Source organism: Psychromonas sp. KJ10-10 (assembly GCF_047323245.1).
Classification (GTDB): Bacteria; Pseudomonadota; Gammaproteobacteria; order Enterobacterales; family Psychromonadaceae; genus Psychromonas.
On record NZ_CP178826.1, the window covers coordinates 3,542,894 to 3,568,153 of the forward strand.

The 25,260-nt window shown below is 36.7% G+C and carries 23 protein-coding genes and 5 pseudogenes; 12 read left to right on the forward strand and 16 right to left on the reverse strand.

The window, feature by feature from the left end; genetic code table 11:
• Positions 1-15 precede the first annotated feature (15 nt).
• The 7 genes and pseudogenes from ACLKMH_RS20390 to ACLKMH_RS20420 all read right to left on the reverse strand — a co-directional run bounded on the left by ACLKMH_RS20390 (position 16) and on the right by ACLKMH_RS20420 (position 6,975).
• Positions 16-1,850 (reverse strand): annotated as a pseudogene (locus ACLKMH_RS20390) (monovalent cation:proton antiporter-2 (CPA2) family protein).
• Positions 1,851-1,989: 139 nt separating this feature from the next.
• Entirely contained in the window at positions 1,990-2,586 is a 597-nt protein-coding gene (ribA, locus tag ACLKMH_RS20395) for a GTP cyclohydrolase II RibA (protein ID WP_413699725.1), read from the reverse strand.
• Between the two features lie 116 nt (positions 2,587-2,702).
• Positions 2,703-3,686, reverse strand: coding sequence for a glutathione S-transferase family protein (locus ACLKMH_RS20400; protein WP_413702423.1), 984 nt, complete (start codon positions 3,684-3,686; stop codon positions 2,703-2,705).
• A gap of 38 nt (positions 3,687-3,724) precedes the next feature.
• Entirely contained in the window at positions 3,725-4,567 is an 843-nt protein-coding gene (locus ACLKMH_RS20405; RefSeq protein WP_413699726.1) for a pirin family protein, read from the reverse strand.
• 186 nt (positions 4,568-4,753) lie between these two features.
• Entirely contained in the window at positions 4,754-5,458 is a 705-nt protein-coding gene (locus tag ACLKMH_RS20410) for an SDR family oxidoreductase (RefSeq protein WP_413699727.1), read from the reverse strand.
• A gap of 127 nt (positions 5,459-5,585) precedes the next feature.
• A pseudogene (locus ACLKMH_RS20415) lies at positions 5,586-6,049 on the reverse strand (OsmC family protein).
• A 2-nt stretch (positions 6,050-6,051) separates the two neighbouring features.
• A complete protein-coding gene (locus ACLKMH_RS20420; RefSeq protein WP_413699728.1) occupies positions 6,052-6,975 on the reverse strand; it encodes a LysR family transcriptional regulator in 924 nt (307 codons plus the stop codon).
• A gap of 114 nt (positions 6,976-7,089) precedes the next feature.
• On the opposite strand from ACLKMH_RS20420, the gene ACLKMH_RS20425 reads away from it, so the two are divergent.
• Entirely contained in the window at positions 7,090-7,731 is a 642-nt protein-coding gene (locus ACLKMH_RS20425; RefSeq protein WP_413699729.1) for a LysE family translocator, read from the forward strand.
• Here ACLKMH_RS20425 and ACLKMH_RS20430 read toward each other — a convergent pair.
• Positions 7,728-8,046, reverse strand: a pseudogene (locus tag ACLKMH_RS20430) (YkgJ family cysteine cluster protein). The gene ACLKMH_RS20425 and the pseudogene ACLKMH_RS20430 overlap by 4 nt on opposite strands.
• 964 nt (positions 8,047-9,010) lie before the next feature.
• On the opposite strand from ACLKMH_RS20430, the gene ACLKMH_RS20435 reads away from it, so the two are divergent.
• From ACLKMH_RS20435 to ACLKMH_RS20470, 8 genes are all read left to right on the forward strand, one after another.
• Positions 9,011-10,711: a dipeptide ABC transporter ATP-binding protein gene (locus ACLKMH_RS20435; protein WP_413699730.1), complete on the forward strand. Its 1,701-nt coding sequence runs from the start codon at positions 9,011-9,013 to the stop codon at positions 10,709-10,711.
• Positions 10,712-10,806: 95 nt separating this feature from the next.
• Positions 10,807-11,298 carry an ABC transporter substrate-binding protein gene (locus ACLKMH_RS20440; protein ID WP_413699731.1) on the forward strand — a complete coding sequence of 164 codons (492 nt, stop codon included), beginning with the start codon at positions 10,807-10,809 and terminating at the stop codon, positions 11,296-11,298.
• Positions 11,273-11,944 (forward strand): ABC transporter substrate-binding protein, encoded by a 672-nt coding sequence (locus ACLKMH_RS20445; protein ID WP_413699732.1) that lies wholly within the window; start codon positions 11,273-11,275, stop codon positions 11,942-11,944. The genes ACLKMH_RS20440 and ACLKMH_RS20445 overlap by 26 nt, the downstream gene beginning before the upstream one ends.
• Positions 11,934-12,293, forward strand: coding sequence for a hypothetical protein (locus ACLKMH_RS20450; protein WP_413699733.1), 360 nt, complete (start codon positions 11,934-11,936; stop codon positions 12,291-12,293). The genes ACLKMH_RS20445 and ACLKMH_RS20450 overlap by 11 nt, the downstream gene beginning before the upstream one ends.
• Positions 12,294-12,565: 272 nt before the next feature.
• Positions 12,566-13,543: an ABC transporter permease gene (locus ACLKMH_RS20455; protein ID WP_413699734.1), complete on the forward strand. Its 978-nt coding sequence runs from the start codon at positions 12,566-12,568 to the stop codon at positions 13,541-13,543.
• Between the two features lie 2 nt (positions 13,544-13,545).
• Positions 13,546-14,490 (forward strand): ABC transporter permease, encoded by a 945-nt coding sequence (locus ACLKMH_RS20460; RefSeq protein ID WP_413699735.1) that lies wholly within the window; start codon positions 13,546-13,548, stop codon positions 14,488-14,490.
• A gap of 209 nt (positions 14,491-14,699) precedes the next feature.
• The gene (locus tag ACLKMH_RS20465) at positions 14,700-14,933 is read left to right on the forward strand and encodes a hypothetical protein (RefSeq protein WP_413699736.1); all 234 of its coding nucleotides are present in this window, start codon (positions 14,700-14,702) and stop codon (positions 14,931-14,933) included.
• A gap of 17 nt (positions 14,934-14,950) precedes the next feature.
• Positions 14,951-15,250, forward strand: a complete 300-nt coding sequence (locus ACLKMH_RS20470) for a hypothetical protein (RefSeq protein WP_413699737.1) — start codon at positions 14,951-14,953, stop codon at positions 15,248-15,250.
• Between the two features lie 3 nt (positions 15,251-15,253).
• Here the strand turns inward: ACLKMH_RS20470 and yqfB are convergent, their stop codons facing one another.
• Together yqfB and ACLKMH_RS20480 are read right to left on the reverse strand one after the other, a co-directional pair.
• Positions 15,254-15,589, reverse strand: a complete 336-nt coding sequence (gene yqfB, locus ACLKMH_RS20475; protein WP_413702424.1) for a N(4)-acetylcytidine aminohydrolase — start codon at positions 15,587-15,589, stop codon at positions 15,254-15,256.
• Positions 15,579-16,367 carry a hypothetical protein gene (locus tag ACLKMH_RS20480; protein WP_413699738.1) on the reverse strand — a complete coding sequence of 263 codons (789 nt, stop codon included), beginning with the start codon at positions 16,365-16,367 and terminating at the stop codon, positions 15,579-15,581. Before ACLKMH_RS20480 ends, yqfB begins: the two co-directional genes overlap by 11 nt.
• Before the next feature lie 133 nt (positions 16,368-16,500).
• Here ACLKMH_RS20480 and ACLKMH_RS20485 point away from each other — a divergent pair, with 133 nt between their 5' ends.
• The 3 genes and pseudogenes from ACLKMH_RS20485 (at position 16,501) to ACLKMH_RS20495 (ending at position 21,460) form a co-directional block, all read left to right on the forward strand.
• Positions 16,501-17,901: a diguanylate cyclase gene (locus ACLKMH_RS20485; protein ID WP_413699739.1), complete on the forward strand. Its 1,401-nt coding sequence runs from the start codon at positions 16,501-16,503 to the stop codon at positions 17,899-17,901.
• Positions 17,902-18,035: 134 nt separating this feature from the next.
• Positions 18,036-19,876, forward strand: a pseudogene (locus ACLKMH_RS20490) (ABC transporter ATP-binding protein).
• A gap of 327 nt (positions 19,877-20,203) precedes the next feature.
• Entirely contained in the window at positions 20,204-21,460 is a 1,257-nt protein-coding gene (locus tag ACLKMH_RS20495) for an outer membrane protein transport protein (RefSeq protein ID WP_413699740.1), read from the forward strand.
• 78 nt (positions 21,461-21,538) lie between these two features.
• Here ACLKMH_RS20495 and ACLKMH_RS20500 read toward each other — a convergent pair whose 3' ends face one another.
• The 6 genes and pseudogenes from ACLKMH_RS20500 to ACLKMH_RS20525 form a co-directional block, all read right to left on the reverse strand.
• Positions 21,539-21,751, reverse strand: a complete 213-nt coding sequence (locus tag ACLKMH_RS20500) for a DUF6436 domain-containing protein (RefSeq protein ID WP_413699741.1) — start codon at positions 21,749-21,751, stop codon at positions 21,539-21,541.
• 128 nt (positions 21,752-21,879) lie between these two features.
• Positions 21,880-22,041, reverse strand: a complete 162-nt coding sequence (locus ACLKMH_RS20505; protein WP_413699742.1) for a hypothetical protein — start codon at positions 22,039-22,041, stop codon at positions 21,880-21,882.
• Positions 22,038-22,421 (reverse strand): hypothetical protein, encoded by a 384-nt coding sequence (locus ACLKMH_RS20510; protein ID WP_413699743.1) that lies wholly within the window; start codon positions 22,419-22,421, stop codon positions 22,038-22,040. Before ACLKMH_RS20510 ends, ACLKMH_RS20505 begins: the two co-directional genes overlap by 4 nt.
• Positions 22,387-23,313, reverse strand: coding sequence for a methyl-accepting chemotaxis protein (locus ACLKMH_RS20515; RefSeq protein ID WP_413699744.1), 927 nt, complete (start codon positions 23,311-23,313; stop codon positions 22,387-22,389). The genes ACLKMH_RS20510 and ACLKMH_RS20515 overlap by 35 nt, the downstream gene beginning before the upstream one ends.
• A 14-nt stretch (positions 23,314-23,327) precedes the next feature.
• Positions 23,328-23,504: a hypothetical protein gene (locus ACLKMH_RS20520; RefSeq protein WP_413699745.1), complete on the reverse strand. Its 177-nt coding sequence runs from the start codon at positions 23,502-23,504 to the stop codon at positions 23,328-23,330.
• Positions 23,505-23,978: 474 nt separating this feature from the next.
• Positions 23,979-25,193 (reverse strand): annotated as a pseudogene (locus ACLKMH_RS20525) (cystathionine beta-lyase).
• Between the last annotated feature and the right edge of the window lie 67 nt (positions 25,194-25,260).

A 25,260-nucleotide genomic window follows, 5' to 3' on the forward strand; every position in this document is an offset into this window, starting at 1 on the left:
AGTTAATAACTTTGCTTAATCACAATTCTCACCATGGCAAGTATTTAACTTTTCTTGCTCGACTTTATCATTCTCTAATACCAAACGTAGATCCTGTAAATGTTGGCGAACGGCAATACCATATTGTTTGTCATCTCCCCAGGTATCCGCCAGTGATTGTAATGTACTATTATCATGGTGGTGAAACAGGTTACCAGCACGCTTTGCATCATCCTTACTGTTGCCTAATAATTGCAAAGCATCAATACCAAGATTAACAGCTGAATCAAAGGTTTCTCTTTTAAAAGCATGTACATTCAATTTCATTAACTGATAAGCATGACGACGATCAATGGCTCTGGCTATTATTTTCAAATTAGGAAAGTGCTTTTGTGTCATTTCAATAATTTCGATACTTTTGTCTGCTTCATCTACCGCCACCACTAATAACTGTGCTTCACTAGCGCCAGAAGCTTCTAACAAGTCTTTACGCGCGCGTCACCATAAAAAACTTCATTATCAAAACGACGTAACATCTCAATTTGTGCGGGACTATGATCTAATACTGATAAATGATAACCCTGTGACTGTAATAATCGCCCGACTATTTGCCCAAAACGGCCATAACCGGCAATGATGACATTTTGAGTTGGGGTTATATGGCTCGCATCATCAAAGTCAGGCGCTTTATTTTTAGCATTGTTATAAAAATATTTCTCGTAAAGCATTAATAATATTGGCGCACATAACATGGAAATCGCGACCACTAAGGTAATGATTTTAGATTCCGCCCCTGTAAGAATATTTAATGAACCTGTTAGTGATAATAAAACAAAGGCAAACTCCCTCCCTGTGCAAGTGCTAAGGTAAATAGCAATTTTTGCTCATTTCTCATTTTAAATAGACGCGCTAAAACTGCTAATACCATGGCTTTAATCGCGATTAAAGCCACCACTAAACTTAATACCAAAAGGGTGTTTTCAAATAATAAAGGGAAATCGATTGAAGCCCCTACCGCTATAAAAAATAATCCTAATAGGAGTCCTTTAAAGGGTTCTATATCAACTTCTAATTCATGCCTAAATTCACTTTCTGCGAGAACAACTCCTGCTAAAAAAGTACCTAGTGCAGGTGATAGACCAATATTTTGCATAATTAAAGCAATAGATATAACCAAAAATAATGCAAATACCGTAAATATTTCTCGTAACCTAGTTTCGGCAATATAACGAAATAATGGCGCTGAAACATATTTTCCCGCTAAGATAATCAAGCTAATCACTCCCAAAGAGATGATTACTTGAATATAAACAGGAAAATCTTCAATAAGGTTATGTCCAGTATGGCTAGATTGAGTAATATCTTGAAAGGCTAATAAGGGCAACAAAGCCAGAATAGGGATCACGGCAATATCTTGAAACAGCAACACTGAAAAAGCGTTCTGCCCTGCTTCTTGTTTTATCCAGCCTTTTTCAGTTAAGGTTTGCAATACAATCGCAGTGGACGACAAAGCTAACATCAAGCCAACTGAAAGTGCAACTTGCCATTGCAATGCAAAAACATAATAAGCAACAGCAAAAATCAAAATCGTTGTGATAACAACCTGTAGGCCACCTAATCCCATAATAGAATGACGTAGCTTCCATAAACGAGCCGGTTGTAATTCTAATCCCACTAAAAATAACATCATCACCACGCCAAACTCAGCAAAGTGCATAATGTCAGTTTGATCTCCTACAAATCCTAATAAAAAGGGCCCAATTAAAATACCTGCTAACAAATAACCTAATACTGAGCCTAAACCTAATCGTTTAGCAATAGGCACGGCAACGATGGCAGTACATAAGATAAATCACGGCCATTTCTAACATAATAATTCCTTAAAAAATAATGGAGGTTAATTGAAAGATAACATTAAAGCAGTTACTCCTTAGCAATCAATATACTTTTTCATATTGATTGCTAAGGAGTATAGGAGAATAAAGACAATAGGAGTTTATATAGAAGAAATTAATCGATATTTAAATCATGTTTTCCGTGATGTTTTTTAGTACGTAAATAACTGTTGTTATCATCCTTTAGATGTAAGCGAGTATTTACTTGCTCGATAATATTAAAATCATCTTTTAAAGCATTTAGCTTTTTCGGGTTATTGGTTATTAAACGTAAATCGGTGATCTGCAATGCCTGTAACATCGCCGTAGCATCTTCAAAGGTACGCGCATCTTCTTCAAAACCTAAATGCTTATTAGCTTGATAAGTATTCATGCCTTGGCTTTGTAATACATAAGCATCCATTTTGTTATAAAGGCCAATTCCTCGACCTTCTTGGCGTAAATAGAGAATAATACCACCCTGGTCTTTCATTAAATTAATGGTTTCTTCTAGTTGTTCGCCACAATCACAGCGCGATGAATGAAATACATCCCCGGTTAAACACTCAGAGTGCATACGAACTAAAGGCGCACTTTGTTTTTGATCGGCTTGCTGAAAAATTAACGCGATATGTTCATGGTTTTCATCAAACATCTTAAAGGTTGCGATCTCGGCATCGATGTCACTGTGTAAACCAACTTTCAGGTTAATTCTTGCTCGTATTTTATTCATGGGCTTCTTTTATAATTTAATAAAGACGCAGTTATGCGCGCCTAGGTAACTCTTGTTAGCTATATATTGGGTTAATTATATTATTTTCAAGGGTTATTCCCGACTTTGAAATAATTCTATAGTGGCATGGTTGAACGATTATGTGCTCGCATATAATCAATATCGGGTCCCAAAGGAATAACCTGCGTCGGGTTAATCATTTTATGACTAAAATAGTAATGACGTTTAATATGGCTTTGATCCACCGTTTCTTTAATACCCTTTACTTGATATAACTGACGTAAATATTGGCTAATGTTAACGTAGTCTTCTATTCGCTGTCGATTACACTTAAAATGTCCGTGATAAACACTATCAAAACGTATCAGGGTAGTGAATAAACGCCAATCTGCCTCAGTTATTTTTTCGCCAGTAAGAAAAGCTTGTTTATCCAAAATCGCTTCAACCTTATCTAACGCATTAAATAATCGATGAAAAGCGACTTCATAGGCACTTTGTGTCGTTGCAAAACCACATCGGTAAACGCCATTATTGATATCTTCATAAACCCATTTATTAACGTCATCAATCACCCCTTGTTGTTGAACAGGATAAAAATCAAGCCTGTTATTGGTTAAATCATCAAAGGCTCCATTAAACATGCGTATGATTTCTGAAGACTCATTACTCACAATACGCTGTAATTTCTTATCCCATAAGACAGGCACCGTGACTCTGCCGGAGTAATCAGCTTTATGTTTAGTGTAGATTTGATGTAAAAAGGATAAAGAAAATAAATGATCCCCGGTACTACCAGTCTGTGTGTCAAAGCTCCAGCCATTTTCAGACATATCCGTACTGACAACTGACACAGAAATAAAGTCCTGCAAACCTTTTAATTGTCGAAAAATTAATGTTCGATGAGCCCAAGGGCAGGCTAAAGAAACATATAAATGATAGCGCCCTTTTTCAGCTTTAAAACCACTTTCACCACTTGGGCCAACACCACCATCGGCAGTGATCCAGTTTCTTAATTGTGCTTCCTCTCTTTGAAAAGCACCTTTATGTTTACTTGTATCGTACCATTTATCTTGCCATGTACCCTTAACTAATAACCCCATATTCACCTCTGTTCTATTATTGATTTTTGAGCAAAAACTCATGCTATTCGACCAAATTTTCCTGATTGATAATCACGGATAGTTTGTTCAATTTCAGCCTGTGTATTCATCACAAAAGGTCCCATATGAACAATTTTTTGGTTAATTTTATTACCCGTCAAAATCAACATCCTTGCACCTTCACTCGAAGCCTGACATTGAAATAACCTTTGGCTGTCTACAATGGCTAACTGCCCGGCCTTAATAGGACAAGGCAAATCAAGTGAGCCTTGATATACCATCACTAATACTTGGGTGAAATGGGCTAAATCAAGTTCAGCTTGAGCATTAGCTTGCAGTGATAAATCGGCAATTGCGCCATCGCCCGATAATTGTATTAACGGAGAAACCGCTTGTTGTTCGGCAAAAGACCACGTTCCAGCTAATAACTTTAATAGAGCCCCTTGTTTATTATCTAAAACAGGTAATTCCTGATGCTTCGCATCTTGATATATAGCTGGTCGCATTTTGTCTTTGGCAGGCATATTCAACCAAATTTGAAAACCATGTATTTTATTATTCTCACCTAATACTGGCATTTCAGAGTGCATGACACCGGAACCTGTACTCATCCACTGTACTCCACCAGCTTGGATCGTTTCTTTATTGCCTAATTGATCTTGATGAGTAAAACCGCCCTCAACCATATAGGTAAAAGTATCAATACCTCGGTGTGGGTGTTCAGGAAAGCCTCCAACATAATCCTCTTTATTGCCTGATTTAATTTCATCAATCATCAAATAAGGATCTAATTTTAAAGACGAAAAATCAGCAATGCGGGAGATATTTACACCATCACCATCCTGAGTCGCGTGTTGATTAATAATATTAAGTATTTTCATAATATTTTCCATTTCTCGTGTTTTGATTTACTTGACTGATAAATTAACAGTTGTTTATTAATAAAACGAGGTAAGAAAATAGTGCGATTTGTTCATATTATTTGAACGAATAGGTATGAAATGTGGGTGATTTGATGAAGTAATATACTTCATCAAAGATAGAATAATGTGAAACTTAGTACAAACTTAACTACTCAACTCTGCGCCATCAATATCTATAATTGTGCCACTGGCATAGTTATTTTGTAACAGGAATATATAAGCTTTAGCCACTTCATTTTGCCCACCCAAGCTTTTCAGAGGTAAACGCGCTCCGAGGTTTTTTACCGTGTCTAATCGTTTACTATCGTTAGCAAAACGTTCAATAAAACCAGGACAAACGGCATTAATTCGAATCGGAGCAAGTTCAACGGATAAGGATTTAACTAATGATTCAACCGCGCCATTAATAGCCGCCATAGTTGAAAAACCTGGATAACTGCGTCGGGAAGCAATGCCCGAAGTTAAAATAAAGGATCCACCAGGACGAACATATTTAATACCATGTTGAACAAGGTTATGTTGTCCCCAATATTTAGTATCAAAAGTCGCTTTCAAATCGCAACTATTAGTCGTTGCAAAGTCACCCGTGACATGTGGGTGCTTAACCGTTGAAATAAGATGATCAAAGGGTCCAATTTGCTCAAAAAAATCAATCACGTCTTGCTCGATACTTGCGTCAAGCTGATGTACCGAAACATCACAGGTTAATTTCTTTTTAGCCTCATTCAATTTTCCCTCGGTACGGCCAACAATATATAACCTTGCTCCCGCGACAATCAACTGCTCAGCGACTCTTAAACCGATTCCGGCACTACCACCAACAATAATAATTCGTTTACCTGTAAGCATTTTATCTGTTATCCCTTAACATATTGATTTATCGATTAAACAAGGTAATCATAAAAGCTGATTTTAAATGATATTACTCATTAAAACTCCAACATAGCGCAATTAGTTGTTTGAGTATTTAAAAAAACTATTCAATTATTTTAGTAATAATCTGTGTTTTAACCGAGTTAGCAATAAAGCATAAACCATGAGCCTGATGATGCATTTCTTCGAGTTGTTGATAACTTGGTGATTCACCTGCAAAAATAACTTTAGGCGATAAGATAATCTTAGTCATAGCTATTTTACCTTGCTCATCCTTAGCCAGACCCCCGTAGCGGCATCAGAATAACTCTCAACCACGAATTTCGCTTTAACGGCCATTGAAAGAAAAAATAACATGTGGCAACTCGATAATGAGGCAACAAAGGCTTCTTCAGGATCGACATTATCCGCCACCGAAAATGGTAATGGCACAATCGAAGGAGATGATGAAGCAGGTACTTCAATACCACCATCAAAAATCCAAAGGTGTCCTCGACTATACTTATTGTCTATGAACTTCTCTTGTGGATGACGTTGCCACTTAATCGTTGCAATATACTCTGACATATTTAACTTTCCTTAGTTTGAAGTAAATTTTGCTTCATAAAATCAATAAATATACGATTCTTATTTGGTAAATATTTACTTTGTACATACTGTAAGCAAATATCTCCATGATAATTTCCCTGCATATGCCAGTCTGTCAATAATGGTATCAGCGTTCCTTTTTCAATGCCTTGTTGAGCAGTGTAATTAGGTAAACAGCCGATACCTATCCCTTGCTCGATAGCATCTCGGCGCATTTCACTGTGATTAAGTAAATAAGCACCACTAACTTGTACTGTTGCTTGTTGATTATGATTACTAAACCGCCATCGATTGTCTGTTGAATTTTCACCTAAACAAATACAAGGTAAGTGCTTTAAATCATCTGGATGTGTTGGCTCATTATGCCGTTTCATAAAATCAGGACTTGCACAGATAACCTGTTCGACACGGCCTATTTTAACATTCACTAAGGACTCAATTGGCGAATCATTAATATGTATCAGAAAATCTAAACCATCATGAATCGGATCTAATATTCGATCACTCACTTTCAAATGTAATTGAATATCAGGATATCTTTTTAAAAACTCAACAAATAATGGCCTTAAAACCCTACTTGCCAGTGACTTTGGTGCGGCTACTCTTAATAGCCCTCGAACCCTTGAACCATCGGAATGACTCGCTTTTACTGCATTATCCGCACTTTCAATCATTTGCTTACAATAATCAAGCGTGACTTTTCCGGATTCCGTTAGTGCGATTTGCCTTGTGGTTCGTTGTAATAATTTAATACCTAATGCATCTTCCAAACGACTAATCTGCCGACTCACCGCCGAGGGAGTTACGCCTAATTTTTTAGCCGCGTTGCTAAAATTTCCTTGCTCAATAACCGTCACAAAAATAGCCATATCCGGTAATAAAGGAATTAATTTATTTGTGTCCACAGCGCACAAGTCCTTTCTAAAAATAGCATATTGTTTAAATTAACTCATAAATTAACATACAAAAACACGAAAAACACTTTCTTATCACTGCAATTCACTCTTGAGAGACTATATATGGAACTAATAATAACAAGCTACCTCAGCGAAATTTTAGCTGTCACAACAGTTGCAATTTTGATGGCTGTTTTGCCGGGTGCAGATTTTGTGTTGGTAACAAGAACGAGTATTCGAAATGGGCGTTTAGCGGGTTTGTATTCGACCTTAGGTGTGTGTTTATCAATCTGTATTCACGCGAGTTATTCTATTGCCGGCCTAGCAGTGATCATCGCAAATTCAACTTGGTTTTTTATTTCAATTAAATACTTAGGAGCGACCTACTTAATTTATATCGCATGGCAATTATTGACAACTCGCGATTTGATAACCGATCAACAAAGTGCTCAAGCACAAAATATGCCGGCATTGGCGACACTACGTTTAGGGTTTACCTGCAATATGTTAAATCCTAAAGCACCATTATTTTTTATGAGCATTTTCACTCAAGTTGTTTCAGTGAATACACCTATAATGCTACAGCTAAGTTACGGTTTAATTATTATGTTGGCACATTTGATCTGGTTCAGCAGTGTTGCATTGCTATTATCACATCCAAGCTTGCTACCACGTTTTAACCAACATAAACGCAAAATAGATAAACTAGCAGGAATGGCATTATTGTTAATTGCCATAAAATTAACATTGATGAGTAGTCTTTAGGAAGTGCTTGCTTTGGCAGTTTTTGGGGTAAACTCATTAATACACTCATAGGAGCCCATTTCAAACTCTCGACAAATCCAAGGACGGTTTTCATAGATAGTACACATCTGTGTATCTCTGTCTAAGGCTGAGCAACGGCCATCCTCTAAACGAAGCATTGTCTCACCGCCATATTTGTCAACCGCAATATGGCGTTCAGGCACACCGGTATCGGATATAATCATCACTTCTAAACGACAACAGAGTCGCTAAACAGTTAACACAAGTAACTTCAGGAGCCGTGCTGTCAGATACATTTTTAATTTCAATGTTCATATGAAAAGCGCTTTATCAAAATCAATTAGATGCATCTTACTATTTATCTCCTATTATGCCATTAGCATTTATGATGAAAAATGGACAGCCCACTTTTCCTTTTGCAAGCTGATAATAAACAGAAATGAAATCGCTTACACCCTATTTTGAAACAAAACACAGTTAATCTCGGTTATTTAACAAATATAACCACTTGGTATAGGCAGCTTTCTTTTTATAACTTATTGGAATATATGTTGTTAAAAAACAACCAATATTAGAGAAAAAATTTGATTTTGAGGTTTTTCCTAAACATAAAACAGATATTTAAATATTGCTCAAAAAGCACTCTACAGGTCAAAAAATTATACCAATTACGAAAATTCCCTATATAAAACAAGTTTTCAATTCTTTGAAGTGGTAGCCAAAAATAATATTAGGTAATTGTTGCCATGCAAGCTTTGCACTAATATGGGGCTTAATTTATTTATAACTTTTTGTTATATGCAATTTAAATGAATGAATATTCACATGCTTAATCATATTTGCAGAATTTTTGTACTCTGAAACGCTCACAGAGTAATTTGAAGCACAGATCGTTCAAATACTCTGCGAAAGCTTAACTATGATGCAGGAATTTTCTGTTTTGGTGCAACAATCAACTGTTAATTAGGGCTGTAAAACGCAAAGCATTGATATTAAATAACTTAAGTTATTGGCATCAATTATGCTCAGCATTATTTCTTTCGCGGAATTGCTTTAAATCTCAGTATTACTTAAATATACAATTTTGAATTGCTTAAGAACATAGATTTCAGTGCTATATGTTGTGATATGGGATGTTGTGATTTAAGGATTTAGTCCTTTACATAAGTTAATAAAAAGCATCAAAAAATAAGTCGCAAATAGAAATAGAAAACAAAAACTATAAAAATCAAAACTATTTTAATTGCTAAGTTTTTAGCAAATTGCAGGGACCTGCTTAATGTCATTATTAGAAATAAAAAATCTTCGCATCGAATACCCATCACGCCATGGCGTACATGCGACCGTTAAATCACTCTCATTCTCTATTGAACGAGGCGAAATTGTTGGTGTTGTAGGTGAATCTGGTGCAGGTAAATCAACCGTTGGTAATGCCGTAATCGATTTACTTAGCCCCCCTGGTTTAATTGCTGATGGAGAAGTATTTCTAGATGGAGAAAAAATCTCAGGTTTATCTAGTGAACAAATGCGTCAAGTACGTGGAAATAAAATTGGCTTTATTTTTCAAGATCCAATGACTTCATTAAATCCACTATTTACTGTTGAACATCAATTAACAGAAACAATTCTAGCTAACTTAGACGTTAGTTATGCAGAAGCACTACAGCGTTCAATCAATTTAATGCAACAGGTTGGCATTCCTGAACCTGAATTACGTATTAAACAATACCCTCATCAATTTTCAGGTGGTATGCGCCAACGCGTTGTTATTGCTATCGCATTATCAGGAGAGCCCGATTTAATTATTGCCGATGAGCCAACCACTGCACTTGATGTATCAATTCAAGATCAAATCCTGACCCTAATTCGTGAATTATGTATTCAGAAAAATGTCGGTTGTATGTTAGTCACACACGATATGGGCGTAGTATCTAATGTCACCGACAAAGTGGCAGTAATGTACCGTGGTGATCTAGTGGAATTTGGACCAACAGCTAAAGTGCTAGGCGATCCAGACCACGATTATACACGCAGTTTGATTTCTGCTGTACCTCGCTCAGATATCAAATTAGAGCGCTTCCCTCTTGTGAGTTATATCGAAGAAGCACATGAAATGCAGAAGCTCGATGTAAAAACGCATTGGTTAGGGCAAAGTGAAGATCAACGTCAATATACCGGCCCATTACTTAACGTAGAAAACGTGAGTTTACGCTTTAAAACTAAAGATTCTTTCTTTGAAAGTAAACGTGAATACGTACAAGCCTCTAACAATGTTAGCTTTCATATCAACGAAGGTGAAACCTTTGGCTTAGTAGGAGAATCAGGCTCAGGTAAATCAACGATTGCCCGAGTAATAGCTGGTTTATATCCGCCTAATGAAGGTAAAGTAACCTTCGAAGGCATCGATTTAACCGCACTAAAAAGTGAAAGTGAACGTCGCCCTATCAGACGTCAAATGCAGATGGTATTCCAAAACCCTTATACTTCAATGAACCCTCGTATGAAGATATATGACATTATTGCTGAGCCAATTCGTTTCCATAAATTAGCAAATTCTGAGGCACAAATACGTTCTATTGTGCATGATTTATTAGATCATGTTGGTTTAGGCAAAATGGCTGGTGTGAAATACCCGCATGAATTTTCAGGTGGCCAACGTCAGCGTATTTCTATTGCCCGCGCTCTAGCAACACGCCCACGTTTATTAATCTGTGATGAACCAACATCAGCTTTAGATGTATCGGTACAGGCACAAATACTCAACCTATTAAAAGATTTACAGGACGAATTAAACCTGACTATGTTATTTATCAGTCACGATTTACCTGTTATACGCCAAGTTTGTGATCGAATTGGCGTGATGAAACAAGGAAAATTATTAGAAATATCACCCACGGAGCAACTTTTCACTCAACCTCAACATCAATACAGTCAACACTTAGTATCCTTAATGCCTGAGTTTAAAGGCTTACGGACGTAATCAGAATTAAGTAACGATACGCTTTCTTAATGCAACACCATTTTAATTATCTAAATATTATACAACGGAAATTTTTCCATCAAAGGAGTCAATAAATGAAGTTATTAAAAACCAAACTAGCCGTAGCACTTCTTGCCGCAGGATTAAGCTTTTCAGCAACAGCGGCAGATATCACTGTTGCCTACGATTCAGATCCAGTAACGCTAGACCCACATGAGCAATTATCTGGCGGTATTTTGCAGATGTCTCATATGCTATTTGATCCTTTAGTTCGATTAACTCAATCTTTAGACTTTGAGCCTCGTATTTCAACGGAATGGAAACGTGTCGATGATACAACTTTTGAATTTACGCTTCGTAAAGGCGTTAAATTTCACTCAGGAAACATGTTAACGGCTAAAGACGTTGTTTGGACTTTTAACCGCTTACAAAACTCTCAAGATTTCAAAGCGATTTTCTCTCCTTATGAAAAAATGGAAGCTGTAGATGATTACACGATTCAAATAAAATCATTTAAACCTTTCCCATTAGTCGCCGCAAACAGCGACTTATATCTTCCCAATGGACAGCGAGTTCTATTCAGGTGAACTTGAAGGTCAAGACAAATCAGTGATCGTAAAACACGGTAACTCTTTTGCTTCAACTAACGTATCAGGAACCGGCCCTTTCATCGTGACATCTCGCGAGCAAGGCGTAAAAGTTGTCTTTGATCGTTTTGATGATTACTGGGATACTAACTCTCCAGGTAATGTTGATAAATTGACACTGGTACCTATTAAAGAAAATGCAACTCGTGTTGCGACGCTTCTTTCAGGCGATGTTGATATGATCCATCCTGTTGCACCAAATGATCAGAAACGTGTTGTTGATACTAAAGATATCGATTTAACTACCGTTGCCGGTACTCGTATCATCACTTTCCAAATGAACCAAAATTCAAACCCAGCATTAAAAGATGTGCGTGTTCGTCAAGCGATTGTGCATGCCATTAACAATGAAGGTATTGTTCAAAAAATCATGAAAGGTTTTGCAACAACAGCAGGTCAACAAGGCCCTGCAGGTTACGCAGGTTATGATGAAGCATTAGTACCACGTTTCGATCTTAAAAAAGCGAAAGAGTTAATGAAGGAAGCAGGTTATGAAGATGGTTTCTCATTATCTATGATTGCACCGAATAACCGTTACGTAAATGATGCACAAATCGCACAAGCAGTACGCATCTATGTTAGCTAAAATCGGTATTAAAGTTGACCTTAAAACCATGCCAAAAGCACAATACTGGCCTGAGTTTGACTTATGTTCAGCGGACATGTTGATGATCGGTTGGCATTCAGATACAGAGGATTCTGCGAACTTCTCTGAGTTCTTAACCATGACTCGTAATAAAGAAACAGGTAAAGGTGCTTACAACTGTGGTCATTACTCTAATGCAACTGTTGATAGCTTAGTAGATGGCGCAAACTCAGAAACTGATCCAGCAAAACGTAAAGTGATGCTACAGGAAGTTGAGCAAATTCTTTATAAAGAAGTCTGCATTTGTTCCATTACACTGGCAGAACCTTGCTTGGGGCGCAAAATCTAACCTAGATATCGCACCTATCGTTAATGCAATGAACTTCCCTTACTTTGGTGACCTTGTTGTAAAATAAGGTGATTTGGTAAGGTTTTAAAAGGTTGTTGAATTTATTTTATGATTTAACAACCATATAAAAAGTTAATGGACAATTAAAGCATCTAGTTTTCATTAACTATCAAACACTCTGTTTTTTCTCATATTATTAATCGATAATAAAAACAAAAAACAATTAATAAGAAAAACAGAGTGCTTATTTTTACATTTATAGGGAACAAGGAATGTTTACATTTCTAGTCAATCGACTGTTTCAAGCACTAATCGTGATGTTTGTCATCAGTTTGGTGGCATTTGCTATTCAAGACAACTTGGGTGATCCATTACGTGAAATGGTCGGTCAATCCGTTTCTGAAGAAGAACGACAAGTACTACGTGATAACCTTGGGTTAAATGACCCTTACATCACCAAATACGCTCGCTTTGTAGGTAACGCTGTACAGGGTGATCTCGGCACCTCTTATTTCTTTAAACGTCCAGCCTTAGAAGTTATTTTAGATAAACTACCTGCGACCTTAGAACTGGTCTTTGGTGCGACACTTATTATTATTTTTCTAGCGATTCCACTTGGTGTGTATTCCGCTATTCATCCCAAAACTACTTGGACCAAGATTATTTTAGCCCTGAGTAGTATCGGCATTTCAGTACCGGTATTTTTAACCGCGATTATGTTAATGTATTTATTTGCCATCGAACTAAATTGGCTCCCCTCCTACGGTCGTGGTGAAACCATGAATATATTAGGCTGGGAAACAGGTTATCTAACTAAAGATGGTTTATTGCACTTGATTCTTCCGTGTATTTCCTTAGCTTCAATTATGATGCCTTTATTTATTCGTTTAGTACGTTCAGAAATGCTTGAAGTATTAAGCTCTGAATACGTTAAGTTTGCCAAAGCAAAAGGCTTGGTAAGCAACAAAATTTATTATCAACATGCTCTTAAAAATACCATGTTACCTGTTCTAACCGTCGGTGGTGTACAAATAGGAACTATGGTTGCTTACACCATTTTAACGGAAACCGTCTTCCAATGGCCTGGCACAGGTTTTATTTTCTTAGAAGCCATTAACCGCGTTGATACTCCTTTGATTACTGCCTATGTTATTTTTGTTGGTTTAATCTTTGTTACCACCAATACCATTGTTGATTTGTTATATGGTGTTATTAATCCAACTGTTGATATTACTGGTAAGGGAGCATAATAATGAATACTGTTACTTCTTCACATGTTCCTAGTCGCTGGGAAAATTTTAAAAACTCTGATTTTATCTATCACTTTAAACGTGACAAAGTGGCAATGTTTAGTTTCGCATTATTTCTGGCGTTTTTTATAGCGACCTTGTTTGCTCCACTTATTTCTCCGACTAATCCCTATGATTTAATGGCAATTGATATTATGGATTCTGAATTACCACCTTCTTGGTTAGAGGGCGGTGATGTACGTTTCCTATTAGGTACTGATGACCAAGGTCGCGATATCTTATCAACCATTTTATATGGTTCACGTTTATCATTAACAATTGGTTTCTTAGCTGTTGCTGTACAACTGTTTTTAGGTATCGTGATTGGTTTGTCATCGGGGTATTTTGGTGGCCGTATTGATAGCTTCTTAATGCGTTTTGCCGATGTACAACTGTCCTTTTCAACCATGATGGTTGCTATCATTATTACCGCTATTTTCAAGGCCAGTTTTGGTGCTGAGTTCTTCGCTCAATATGCAGTGATCATGCTAGTTGTTATTATTGGTGTTGCTGAATGGCCTCAGTATGCTCGTACTATTCGCGCCTCTGTGTTAGCTGAAAAGAAAAAAGAGTATGTAGAAGTCGCGCAAGTAATGGGGTTTAGATCCGGGCGAATTATGTTTCGTCATATTTTACCTAACTGTTTGTCACCTATTTTAGTAATTTCAACAGTACAGGTAGCTAACGCAATTATGTCCGAGGCGACCTTATCGTTTTTAGGTTTAGGTTTACCTGTTGATCAACCTTCATTAGGCGCGTTGATCAGTATTGGTTTTAAATATATTTTTTCTGGTGCGTGGTGGATAACTATCTTCCCAGGCATTGTATTAGTCAGCTTAGTACTTGTAATTAATCTGTTAGGTGATTGGTTACGTGATGTATTTAATCCAAAGATTTACAAGGGCTAAGCATACAATTCTTAGCGAGCTGAAATTAACCAGCGGTTTAAAAAACTGTTTAATTTCACTCGCTATTAAATAAAAAAATACTTATCAGCTCTATTTTCAGCAAAACTTCCAATTCCCAACCTAACTCTTTCTCAAGAGATTTTTTTGCTACTCCGCGAATAATGCCCTACCATTAGTAATGATAAAAATAATTAAATAGAAGCCATAAAATGAAAATTATCAATCAGTCACTTTGTATTTTTTCACTTGCCCTATTGAGCATCGTTTCTATGAGTCAATCTCAAGCGCATATTATGATAGCCCAACATGGAACACTTAATATTCACGATAACATCGTATTTATGGTGCTATCTTTACCTGTCTCCGCTTTTACGGGTATCGATGATGATGGTGATGGTATGTTATCAGTTAATGAGTTTGATACTCACCAAGCGACGAATTAAAACATCGATCGTCAAAAATGTTAGCATTACCGATAAAACCGCTAAGCGAACCATTAGAAGAGATGAAACTATCCCGTGTCACACCTCATTTTTCACCTAAAAAACCGGTGTCAGAATTAGTGGTTAAAGCAAGGTTTAACCTAAAGGATGAAGATGCAATGGACGCCCTACAATTTCAGGTTAAACTTTTTGCTAAAGAACCTGAAAAGCAATTTTTAATTATCACTGCAACACGTCATTCAGATGAGCAACAACAGGTATTCGAATTAACGCCAAAACATACTAGTGAAATGATTTTTTCTGAAACTAAAAATTAAGGGTTATAGCCGCTCATAAGAGATCACATATAAACTTTTTACCCCAGGGTATATTTCATCAATCACTTGGTTTAATTTTTTGAGAGTCATATTCTCTTGCTGTGCATGAAAATCATTAAGTTGATACCTTTCAATTGCTTGTACATCTTTAATACGTATTTGGCAAAATTCTCGCCCCGTTTCAAAGGTAGCCACCGACACGATTGTATTTTTTACAAAATTATTTTCTGATTTATCACGAATGGTAATTGTTTTTTTACCGGAAACAATATCCGCTTCAAAACGTTCAAAAAAGTTATCTTTGTTAGTCCCATTATTGTCTTCTCTGTTAAGGAATATATTTCAATCTATTGATTATTTTCTGTAAATTAAGATGTTGAAAGCATAATAACCCACTCTGCTTTAAACCTTCGAATCTTTCTATGAGTGCCTGATGAGGCGGTAGTGTCTGTTTACTGGCAAGCATAACGATATTTTTATAGTCATCAAATTCATTCAAAGCAATATAGGGAAAATAGCGCTTTATAATAAGTAATAGCTGTATTAACTGTTCATTATTATTCGCCTGTAGGTTTATCATCAACGTTGCGTTAGTCGCTGTGATTTGGCATAAATGAGAATAAAAACTGCCATTAAAAATACAATCTGCACTTTTCCCATCTATAAATAAATCACATAAAACAACATCATATAACACATCCGTTTGTTCTATAAAATGTTCTGCTGTTTGAGCAACAATTTTGACCTGGGCTGGTACCTTAAAATATTTTTTAGCCATTTCAACAATGTTTAAGGAAGATTCAACAGAGCTAATATGCAAATCTGATATTGTTGCCAAGGCTCGCTCAATGGATGCACCACCTAATCCAAGGTTTAATAACTGCCGAGGTTGATTAGCAAAGAAATTATTATCAAGTAACAAAAACAATAATAAGGACTGATAGACGGGTAAAATAATCTGCTCTGGTCTTTCCTTATTCATTAAGGACTGCACCTCACTCCCACCATATTCAAACCATCGGAATTGTTCATTTTCTTTTACAGTTAATGAAATACCTTTATTATCATATTGATAAATTAAAATCTGTTGCTGTGACAATTGCTTACTAAAGTCCATATTCATATTTCTTAAGTCTGATGATAAAAGTATCAATTAGTTTTTTATTCACTAAAATCAATTCTGTTATTTGAAAAAAGCATTAGTAAGTAATAGTATGAATGATGTAAACAATATTAGCCAAGGAATGAGTTTGAAACTGAACACTGCTGAAACATCACAAACGCTAAATATTAATACCCTTGCTTCAGTTTTTGAACACCTCCCTAATGCCTTTGTTATCGCTTCGGTAGAACGAAAAGTTTTAAATATGAATAAAGCGACTGAAGCATTGTTTGGTTATCGTAATGATGAATTGCTCCAGCATAGTACTGAGGTATTTTATGCTAATAAGTCTATCTTTTCTGAGCAGGGTGAAAAACGTTATAATCCTGAATTAAAACTAAGTAATAAAGTATCTTTCGTTGAATACAAAACTAAATCTGGTCAACTATTCCTCGGTAATACCAGCAGTGGACATATCAAAGATAAAGCGGGCAATGTGCTATTTTTTGTTGCTTCGGTTACAGATGAATCAGAACGATTAAAAGCAGAAGAATCTCTGGCTAAACTACATGAAATCACCTCTTCACGCGACTTGAACTTTAAGGAACGTGTTGATGCTATTCTTCAACTCGGTAGCCAGCAATTTAATTTACCTATCGCTATTTTTAGTAAAATTGTTGGCGATAATTATATTGTTAAACAGGCAATTCACCCTGAAAACGCTTTAGAAAAAGGAATGACATTTCCATTAGGCGACACATATTGCGACCATGTTTATCAAGCAAATGACGTCCAAGGCTTTAGCCATGTCTCTGAAAGCGAGATTTCTTTACATCCTTGTTTTATCAATTTTGGTCTTGAAGCTTATATTGGTGCCCCTATTTTTGCTGATGGGGTTCGTTATGGCACTTTAAATTTTTCTAGCCCAGATCCAACTCGTCCTTATATCAAACAAGATATTGAATTGGTGCGTTTATTTGCTACTTGGATAGGCCATGAAATAGCAAGAAATAATGATGTAAATGCACTTAAAGAAGCACATAGGCAACTCGAAGTGCTTGCAAGCACAGATATGTTAACTGATATAGCAAATCGACGTTCAATTGATGAAACGCTTGAAAAAACCCTTTCTACTAGTAATCGACATAATTTAATAATGTCTGTTGCCGTTTTTGATTTTGACCATTTTAAAGATATCAATGATACCTATGGACATCATGTTGGTGATAAGGCATTGAAGCTATTTGGTCAACTTGTCAATGAAATGAGTCGCACTGGTGACTTTTATGGACGCTGGGGTGGAGATGAATTTCTAGCAATTTTTCCTTTAACCGCACCTCAAGGCGCACAGAAGTTTATTGAAAGACTTAGCAAACGCTTAAAGGAATTTCCGCTCACGGAACAGGGTATTAGCATTCCAATCACACTCAGTGTTGGCATAACCCAGCGCATAAATAACGATAATGCCGAATTAATAATCCAACGAGCCGATGAATTACTCTACAAAGCCAAACAAAATGGCCGAGATAGAATTGAAATTGATACATAATTTGTTGTCTATTTAAACCTCCTTTAATCTCAACCCTTCTGTAAAGTACAAAATGCATGAGCTTTTATAATTGCTTGTGTTGTTTGATTAAGGCTTTATATTAGAAGCCGTCACTTTTAATTCCAGGTAATACAATGTTAAAGCTTTTTAAATATTTCGAAAATTTAGTTCCCGCATTAAATGATGCAGAGCCAACCCAGCCCCCAAAAACCTTAGTTGCGTTTTGTATGCATTATACAAAGGGTTACGGTAAAGCACTTATTTTAATGACTATACTCACTGCATTGTTAGCCATTTTAGAAGTTTCTTTATTTGGATTTATGGGACAGTTGGTTGATTGGTTGGTGACTAAAAATCCTGACACCTTATTACAGGATGAAGGCCTCGCTTTGCTTGGCATGGCTATTACCGTTTTATTGTTAATTCCTGCTTTAACACTATTACATTCATTGATTGTTCACCAAGTCTTGCTTGGCAATTACCCTATGTCAATTCGCTGGTTTGCCCATCGTTATCTTTTAAAACAAAGTGTGTCTTTTTATCAGGATGATTTTGCAGGCCGAATTGCAACAAAAGTAATGCAAACGGCATTAGCTGTTCGTGAAACCGTTATGAAATTATTAAACGTGATGGTTTACATATTAGTATATTTTATTTCTATGGTTGTGATGGTGGCACAGGCCGATTATCGTTTAGCTATTCCAATGTTAATTTGGTTAGCGGTATATATTGGTTTGCAGTATTATTTTGTGCCACGTTTACGCAAAGTCGCCACAGAACCAAGCAGATGCTCGCTCAACCATGACAGGTCGTATTGTGGATAGTTACACCAATATTTCAACGGTAAAACTATTTGCTCATACTGATTCAGAATCAGCCTATGCAAAGCAAGGCATGGCTGGATTTTTAGACACAGTATATCGCCAAATGCGCCTAGCAACAGGGGTTAACGTTTCCGTTCAAGTTTCAAATTATATTCTTGCCTTTGTTATCACCACACTCGCAATTTCCCTGTGGATGCAAAGTGCCATCACAGTTGGCGCTATTGCCATAGCAGTCAGCCTGTCCTTACGATTAAATGGTATGTCACAATGGATCATGTGGGAACTCAGTTCACTTTTTGAGAATATCGGTACCGTCACCGATGGTATGCGTACCCTTGCAAAACCTAATATTATTGAAGATAAAAAAGATGCAAAACCATTAAATGTATCTCAAGGAGAGATTCATTTTAAAGATATCAGTTTCCATTATGGTGAAAACAAAGGTGTAATTGATAATCTCGATTTAAAAATAAAACCTGGTGAAAAGGTTGGCTTAGTAGGACGCTCAGGTGCAGGCAAGTCAACACTGGTTAATTTATTACTGCGTTTTTATGACCTTGAAGATGGCCAGATACACATTGATGGTCAAGCTATCGATGATGTTCAGCAGGAAAGTCTGCGCCTACAAATTGGTATGGTGACACAGGACACCTCCTTATTGCACCGCTCGATTCGTGAAAATATTCTTTATGGTCGCCCCGATGCAACGGAAGAACAAATGATCCATGCCTGTAAACAAGCAGAAGCCCATGAGTTTATACAGGGCTTAACCGACAGTTCGGGTAATATTGGTTACGATGCGCAAGTCGGTGAACGTGGCGTGAAACTTTCAGGTGGGCAACGTCAACGTATTGCTATTGCTCGAGTATTACTCAAAGATGCGCCAATTTTAGTACTTGATGAGGCCACATCTGCACTTGATAGTGAAGTTGAAGCGACTATTCAAGAGAGTCTATATGAATTGATGCAAGGCAAAACAGTCATCGCAATTGCACATCGCCTTTCAACTATAGCAGACTATGGACAGATTAATTATACTTGAGGAAGGCAAAATTCTAGAGCAAGGAACACATAAAGAATTGATTCAAGGAAAAGGCGTTTACGCGCAACTTTGGGCACACCAAACCGGTGGTTTTTTAGGTGTTGAGTAATACTCAGCGTAAAACTTAAAACACACATTTGCAATAATTGATAATGCTTATAAAGGCCTGACTCAGGCCTTTATGTCCTGTTTGTTTAAAATACACTCCCATCAAAATTCTTACTTACATACAAATTCATGCAACTTTCCTGCACAATTCTTGCTTTTTAAGTTAATGAAATTGGTAATAATTGTCATTTTGTTGCACAATCTTCGAAAATTAGAGAACTATCACGTATTAATTCACTTTTATTAGTTTCAAACCTTTCTCTTTTTACGATCACTACTTAGACTTCGATAACAACTTCTTAACATACATGGTTAATGGATAATACACATGAAAAAAACAGCCTTACTTAGCAAAATATCGCTAACAAAAACCGCGATGATGGTAGCACTTACATTCAGTGCAACACAGAGCATGGCGAAAGCAGGATTCCAAATTAATACTCAATCAGCAACAGGTTTAGGTCGCGCTTTTTCTGGTGATGCTGTTATTGCAGATAATGCCTCTGTGATGGCGCGTAATGTAGCGACCATGGCGCTATTTGATAAAACATCACTATCTCTTGGTTTAAACGCCTTAATAACTGACATCAGTGTCAGCGATGCTAGTTACACAGCTATAACAAGCCCTACTGCAGTTGATTCTAATTACAGTGATGCCGGAGGTCTTTCACTTGCACCTAATATTCATCTAATCGTTCCTTTAAATGAAAAATTTGCTGTAGGGTTGGACTTATATTCAAATTTTGGTACTAGAACTGAATTTGACAGTAGCTTTACCGGCGCTGAATACGGCGGGTTAACCGACGTTAAAAGCATTAATTTAGGATTAGCTACTTCATACCGAATAAATGAGCAATGGAGCGTTGGCGGTGGTTTAGATGTAATTTATGGCATTGGTAAACTACAAAGATCACGCAGTGTTTATTTAGGTGGAACAGAAGCCCTTGATGCTGATGCGGCAGGTTTTGGTCTTGGTTTTAATGTAGGAACAGTGTTCGAACTCGATAAAAACAACCGTTTCGGACTATCTTATCATTACAGTCCAGAGTTAAAAGCGAAGGGAGATATTACTTTCGGTGGCACAACAGTCGAAGATGATACTTTATATATGCCTTTGCCTGATATGGCAGAATTCTCTGGTTACCATCACTTATCAGGTACAAAATTTGCCGTTCATTATAGTGTTCAATGGATCGGTTGGTCTGCCTTTGATACTTTAGATTCAAAAGCATTTGGCGTCATTAACGAATACCATTGGAAAGATGCAATGCATTTCTCCATCGGTAATACCTATTATGTCAATGATCGTTGGACTTTACGCTCAGGTTATATGTATGACCAAAGCGCTCAGGATGAGGTTACTTCAATCTCAGTACCTGACTCAGATAGACAATGGTTATCAGCTGGTTTTACTTATCATTTCACCGACAGTGCGAACATAGACTTTGGCGCTACTTATTTAATTGGGGAAGATGTTTCTGTTACCGAAACGACAGAGTCAAGTGGTACCGAGGTATCTAGTATTACGGGTACGACCCATGCTGATGCTATTTTAGTCGCATTACAATATAGCCAAAGCTTCTAAAACAAAAAACGCTTAAATAAAATGGCACCTTAAAGATACTAAGGTGCCATTTTTATAAATATCTAACTCTCATCTCCTTTAAAGTGAGCAATAACACCCCTTTGCATCCTTTATGACAACATTTCCGATATAACCCTTTAAATAGTTTTTCAGCATAGTTTGCGCATATCCCGCCGTTTGTGAGCAGGCAATGCCTTGGCCATAGGGGCCATAATAAATCACTTCTCCCATATTGCTGATAATTGCAACCGAAGGTGTAGAAGGAATAATGTTATGCTCGCCAAGTTCCACATTAATAACCTTAAACTGATTATCCGACGCAAGCTGGTTTATTTCTTTTATATGTAATTCACTGGTTTGCTGGCAATCACAGTTATTTTTAGAAAAATGTATGATCCGATTACCAGTATCATTTCCCCCTAAAAGGTAAATAAATGAGGCGCAAGGCTTTGCGCCGTCATATTTTCTAATTTATGCTCCGCATCAAAGTCCTTTAGCTTATCATCAATGAAATAAGCAAAGGCTAGCACAGTAAAACTAAGCCAAATAATCAATATCCAGCATTGGGATTTAGTCATCATTTAAATCGGGTTATATTTTGTTCCATTTGATTCGCCACAAGACTTAATCCATTTGCCTCCTCTGCAACAGCCAAAACATTGTCTTTATCATCCTGGACAGTATGCCTTAACATCTCAACACTTTTGGCAATACTTTCTGTAGTAATAGATTGCTCCTCTATCGCGGTCGCAACACTTAGCGAGATATCACTCGCTTGTTCGACAATATTTGATGCCAAGGTGATTTGTTGTTGTGCTTTATCAGAACTTATTATAACTGCTTCAACAATTTCTATACTTTGCATCATCGAGTCGGTAGTTGATTTAGAGCGGCTCTGTAAAAGAGCAAGAATTTCACCAACTTTGCTAGTGCTTTCCTTTGTTTCTTGTCGCCAAGGCACGTACTTCATCTGCAACAACAGCAAAACCTCTCCCCTGCTCACCGGCTCTTGTCGCCTCAATGGCGGCATTTAACGCAAGTAAATTAGTTTGCTCAGCAATGCCACTTATTTCCGACAACACCTTAGAAATAGCTTCAGTTGAATTCATTAACTCCTCAAATTGCACATTAGTATTTGATAGAGCAATATTTAAACCTTGGTTTTGTTTATTGATTTCTAAAATATTTTCATTGGTTAAATGAGTATAATTCTTAGCTTCTAACATTTGCTCACTGAGCTTATTGGTATCTTCAGCGATTGAAGCTACTGTGATCGCCATTTCCTCCGCTGAACTAGCAATAACTTCGGTTTCCTGTAGATTTTTAGCAGAAGAATTTTCTAATTCATTTTTTGTATTAACTAAATGATTTGCGTTTGAATTTAATTCTGATACCTGCTCTTTAACACCATTAATGACATTTGAAAGTAGATCTAACAACTCATTAAATGAAATAAGTGTTTTATTACCATTCGCAGTGGTCTTGATACTTAAATCGATAGCATTAATATCTGCCGTTAATTCGCTAGCAACATTAGCAAGCTCTTTACCTGCTTCACTTTCTTTTTTCATCGATTGGGCGATATAACCAGCTATGGTTGCCTCTACTATTGCATATACAGCGTGAAGAATAACAGTCGAAAAGATCAACCTATTTTCATCAAATACAAATACTCCTGCATTATTAACTTGTAAAAAATAAAATGAAATATGATGTACAGCAACCACCAACACCGCAGTGATAAATACTCGCCAGTCTTGAAAAACAATTAAAAAAGCAAGCAGGATAAAAATTTCAAAATGAACTTCTATTAACCCGTGAGCTTGATGAATATGAAGCGCAGAATATATCATCACACCAATGGTCGCTATATGAGGAGTGACCGCATGACTTTAGGAGCCATTTTGAAAAAATATACAGGTACCAATAAAGCAGGTAAACCAATCACAAGCGCAGAGGTAAATGCATCATAGAAAAAGCCTAAAAATAAACTTTCGACAAATAGTGCGATAAATAAATACGTAAAGAGTTGGTTATTTTTCATGTGTACTCCGTTCCTTGTTTATAAAAGGATTGTTTATACTAATAGTATTAAATATATGCTTTAAATCTTGCGTTATAAAAATTGATTAGTGCCTGTGAAAATTACCACTATCGACAGATTAACCAGTTGCTCTTCTAATGTAGAATTAATGCAAGGACATTACTTCTTTAACAGTTACTCCTTTAGCAAACTTTCAACAAAGAAATAAATAGTTTTAACCAGTAAAAATAAATCCGCTAACCATTACGATTAGTATTAGTTAATGGATCAGCTAATCATTAATATTAGTTGTTAGCAAAAGTATAGTTGTGATTTTAAAAAAATAGGGAGGATATTTATTGAATTGCAAAAATGCAATAAACATCTATTTTTTTGGGGTTTTAGTTTTGAAAAGTGGCCATTTTTATTTAGAGGGTATTCTGATTAGAAAGGAAAACACAAAGATAACATGCCCTGTTTAGTTGCTGTCGCGAGCTAAACAAGGCTAAAAGCTAAAAATTTTACAAAGCGACGATTAAAACGTGTAAATGTCGCGTCCAAATCTGCAATCAAGTCATCAACGTTCTCAAGTCCAATATGTAAACGAATCAATGGTTTTTTACTATCCCATTTTGTCACAGTACGCATTTTATCAATGCCAAACACACCAAGGATTAAACTCTCATAGCCTCCCCAGGAAAAGCCCATTTTGAAATGGTGCATATTTTCAACAAATGCCGTCACTGATTTTAAATTTCCCTCTTTTAAGACAAAGGAAAATAAACCATTTGAAGCACTGAAATCTCGCTTAAAAAATTCATGACCCGGACAAGTCTCAAAGGCCGGGTGACGAAGATGATCAACTTCCGGTCTTGCTCGCTAACCAATTAGCAATTTTTAGTGCGCTTTGTTCGTGCTGAGCCATACGCACACCGAGTGGCTCGAAGACCACGGCTTGCCAAATAAACATCATCCGGTGAAGTACACTGTCCAAGTAAATAACTATTTTCACGTAATTGTTCCCAATGCTCTTCATTAGAAGTAGCCGTCCCCATCATCACATCAGAATGACCAACAATATATTTAGTAGCGGCTTGAATGGAAATATCAACGCCCATTTCAAAGGGACGAGAATTGATTGGTGATGCCCAAGTATTATCCAACATTACAACAAGATTATGTTCATGTGCGATACGGCTCAAGGTTGGCACATCTTGAACCTCCATAGTGATTGAACCAGGAGATTCCAAAAATAATACCTTAGTATTGTCTTTAATAAGGTCCTTAATACCAGCACCAATCATTGGATCATAATAAGTGGTTTCAATACCAAACCCTGCTAGCATTCCATCACACAAAGCACGTGTTGGTTCATAGGCACTATCTACCATTAGAAGGTGATCACCCGCTTTTAAAAAAGATAACAGAGATCCACTAATAGCAGACTGAACCCGATGGATATAATGCGGTACCAACACCGCCCTCTAATTCAGCAACCGCGACCTGAAATGCGAAATGAGTCGGCCCTCCACGGCGTCCATAGAACATTTCACCATTAGCTTTATTTTTGCTGGCAAAACGCATATCTTCCATGGTTTCAAATAACATGGTTGATGCACGGAATATGGGTGGATTTACAACACCTTTTGACCATTTTTTATCGCGCCCTAAGCTAACAATTTTTGTTTCTTTTTCATCTGTGCCTTCCACTCTTAATTAGTTATAATTGTGCGTGTTTTTACCATTAAATCTGCATTTTATGGAAATCATTATATTA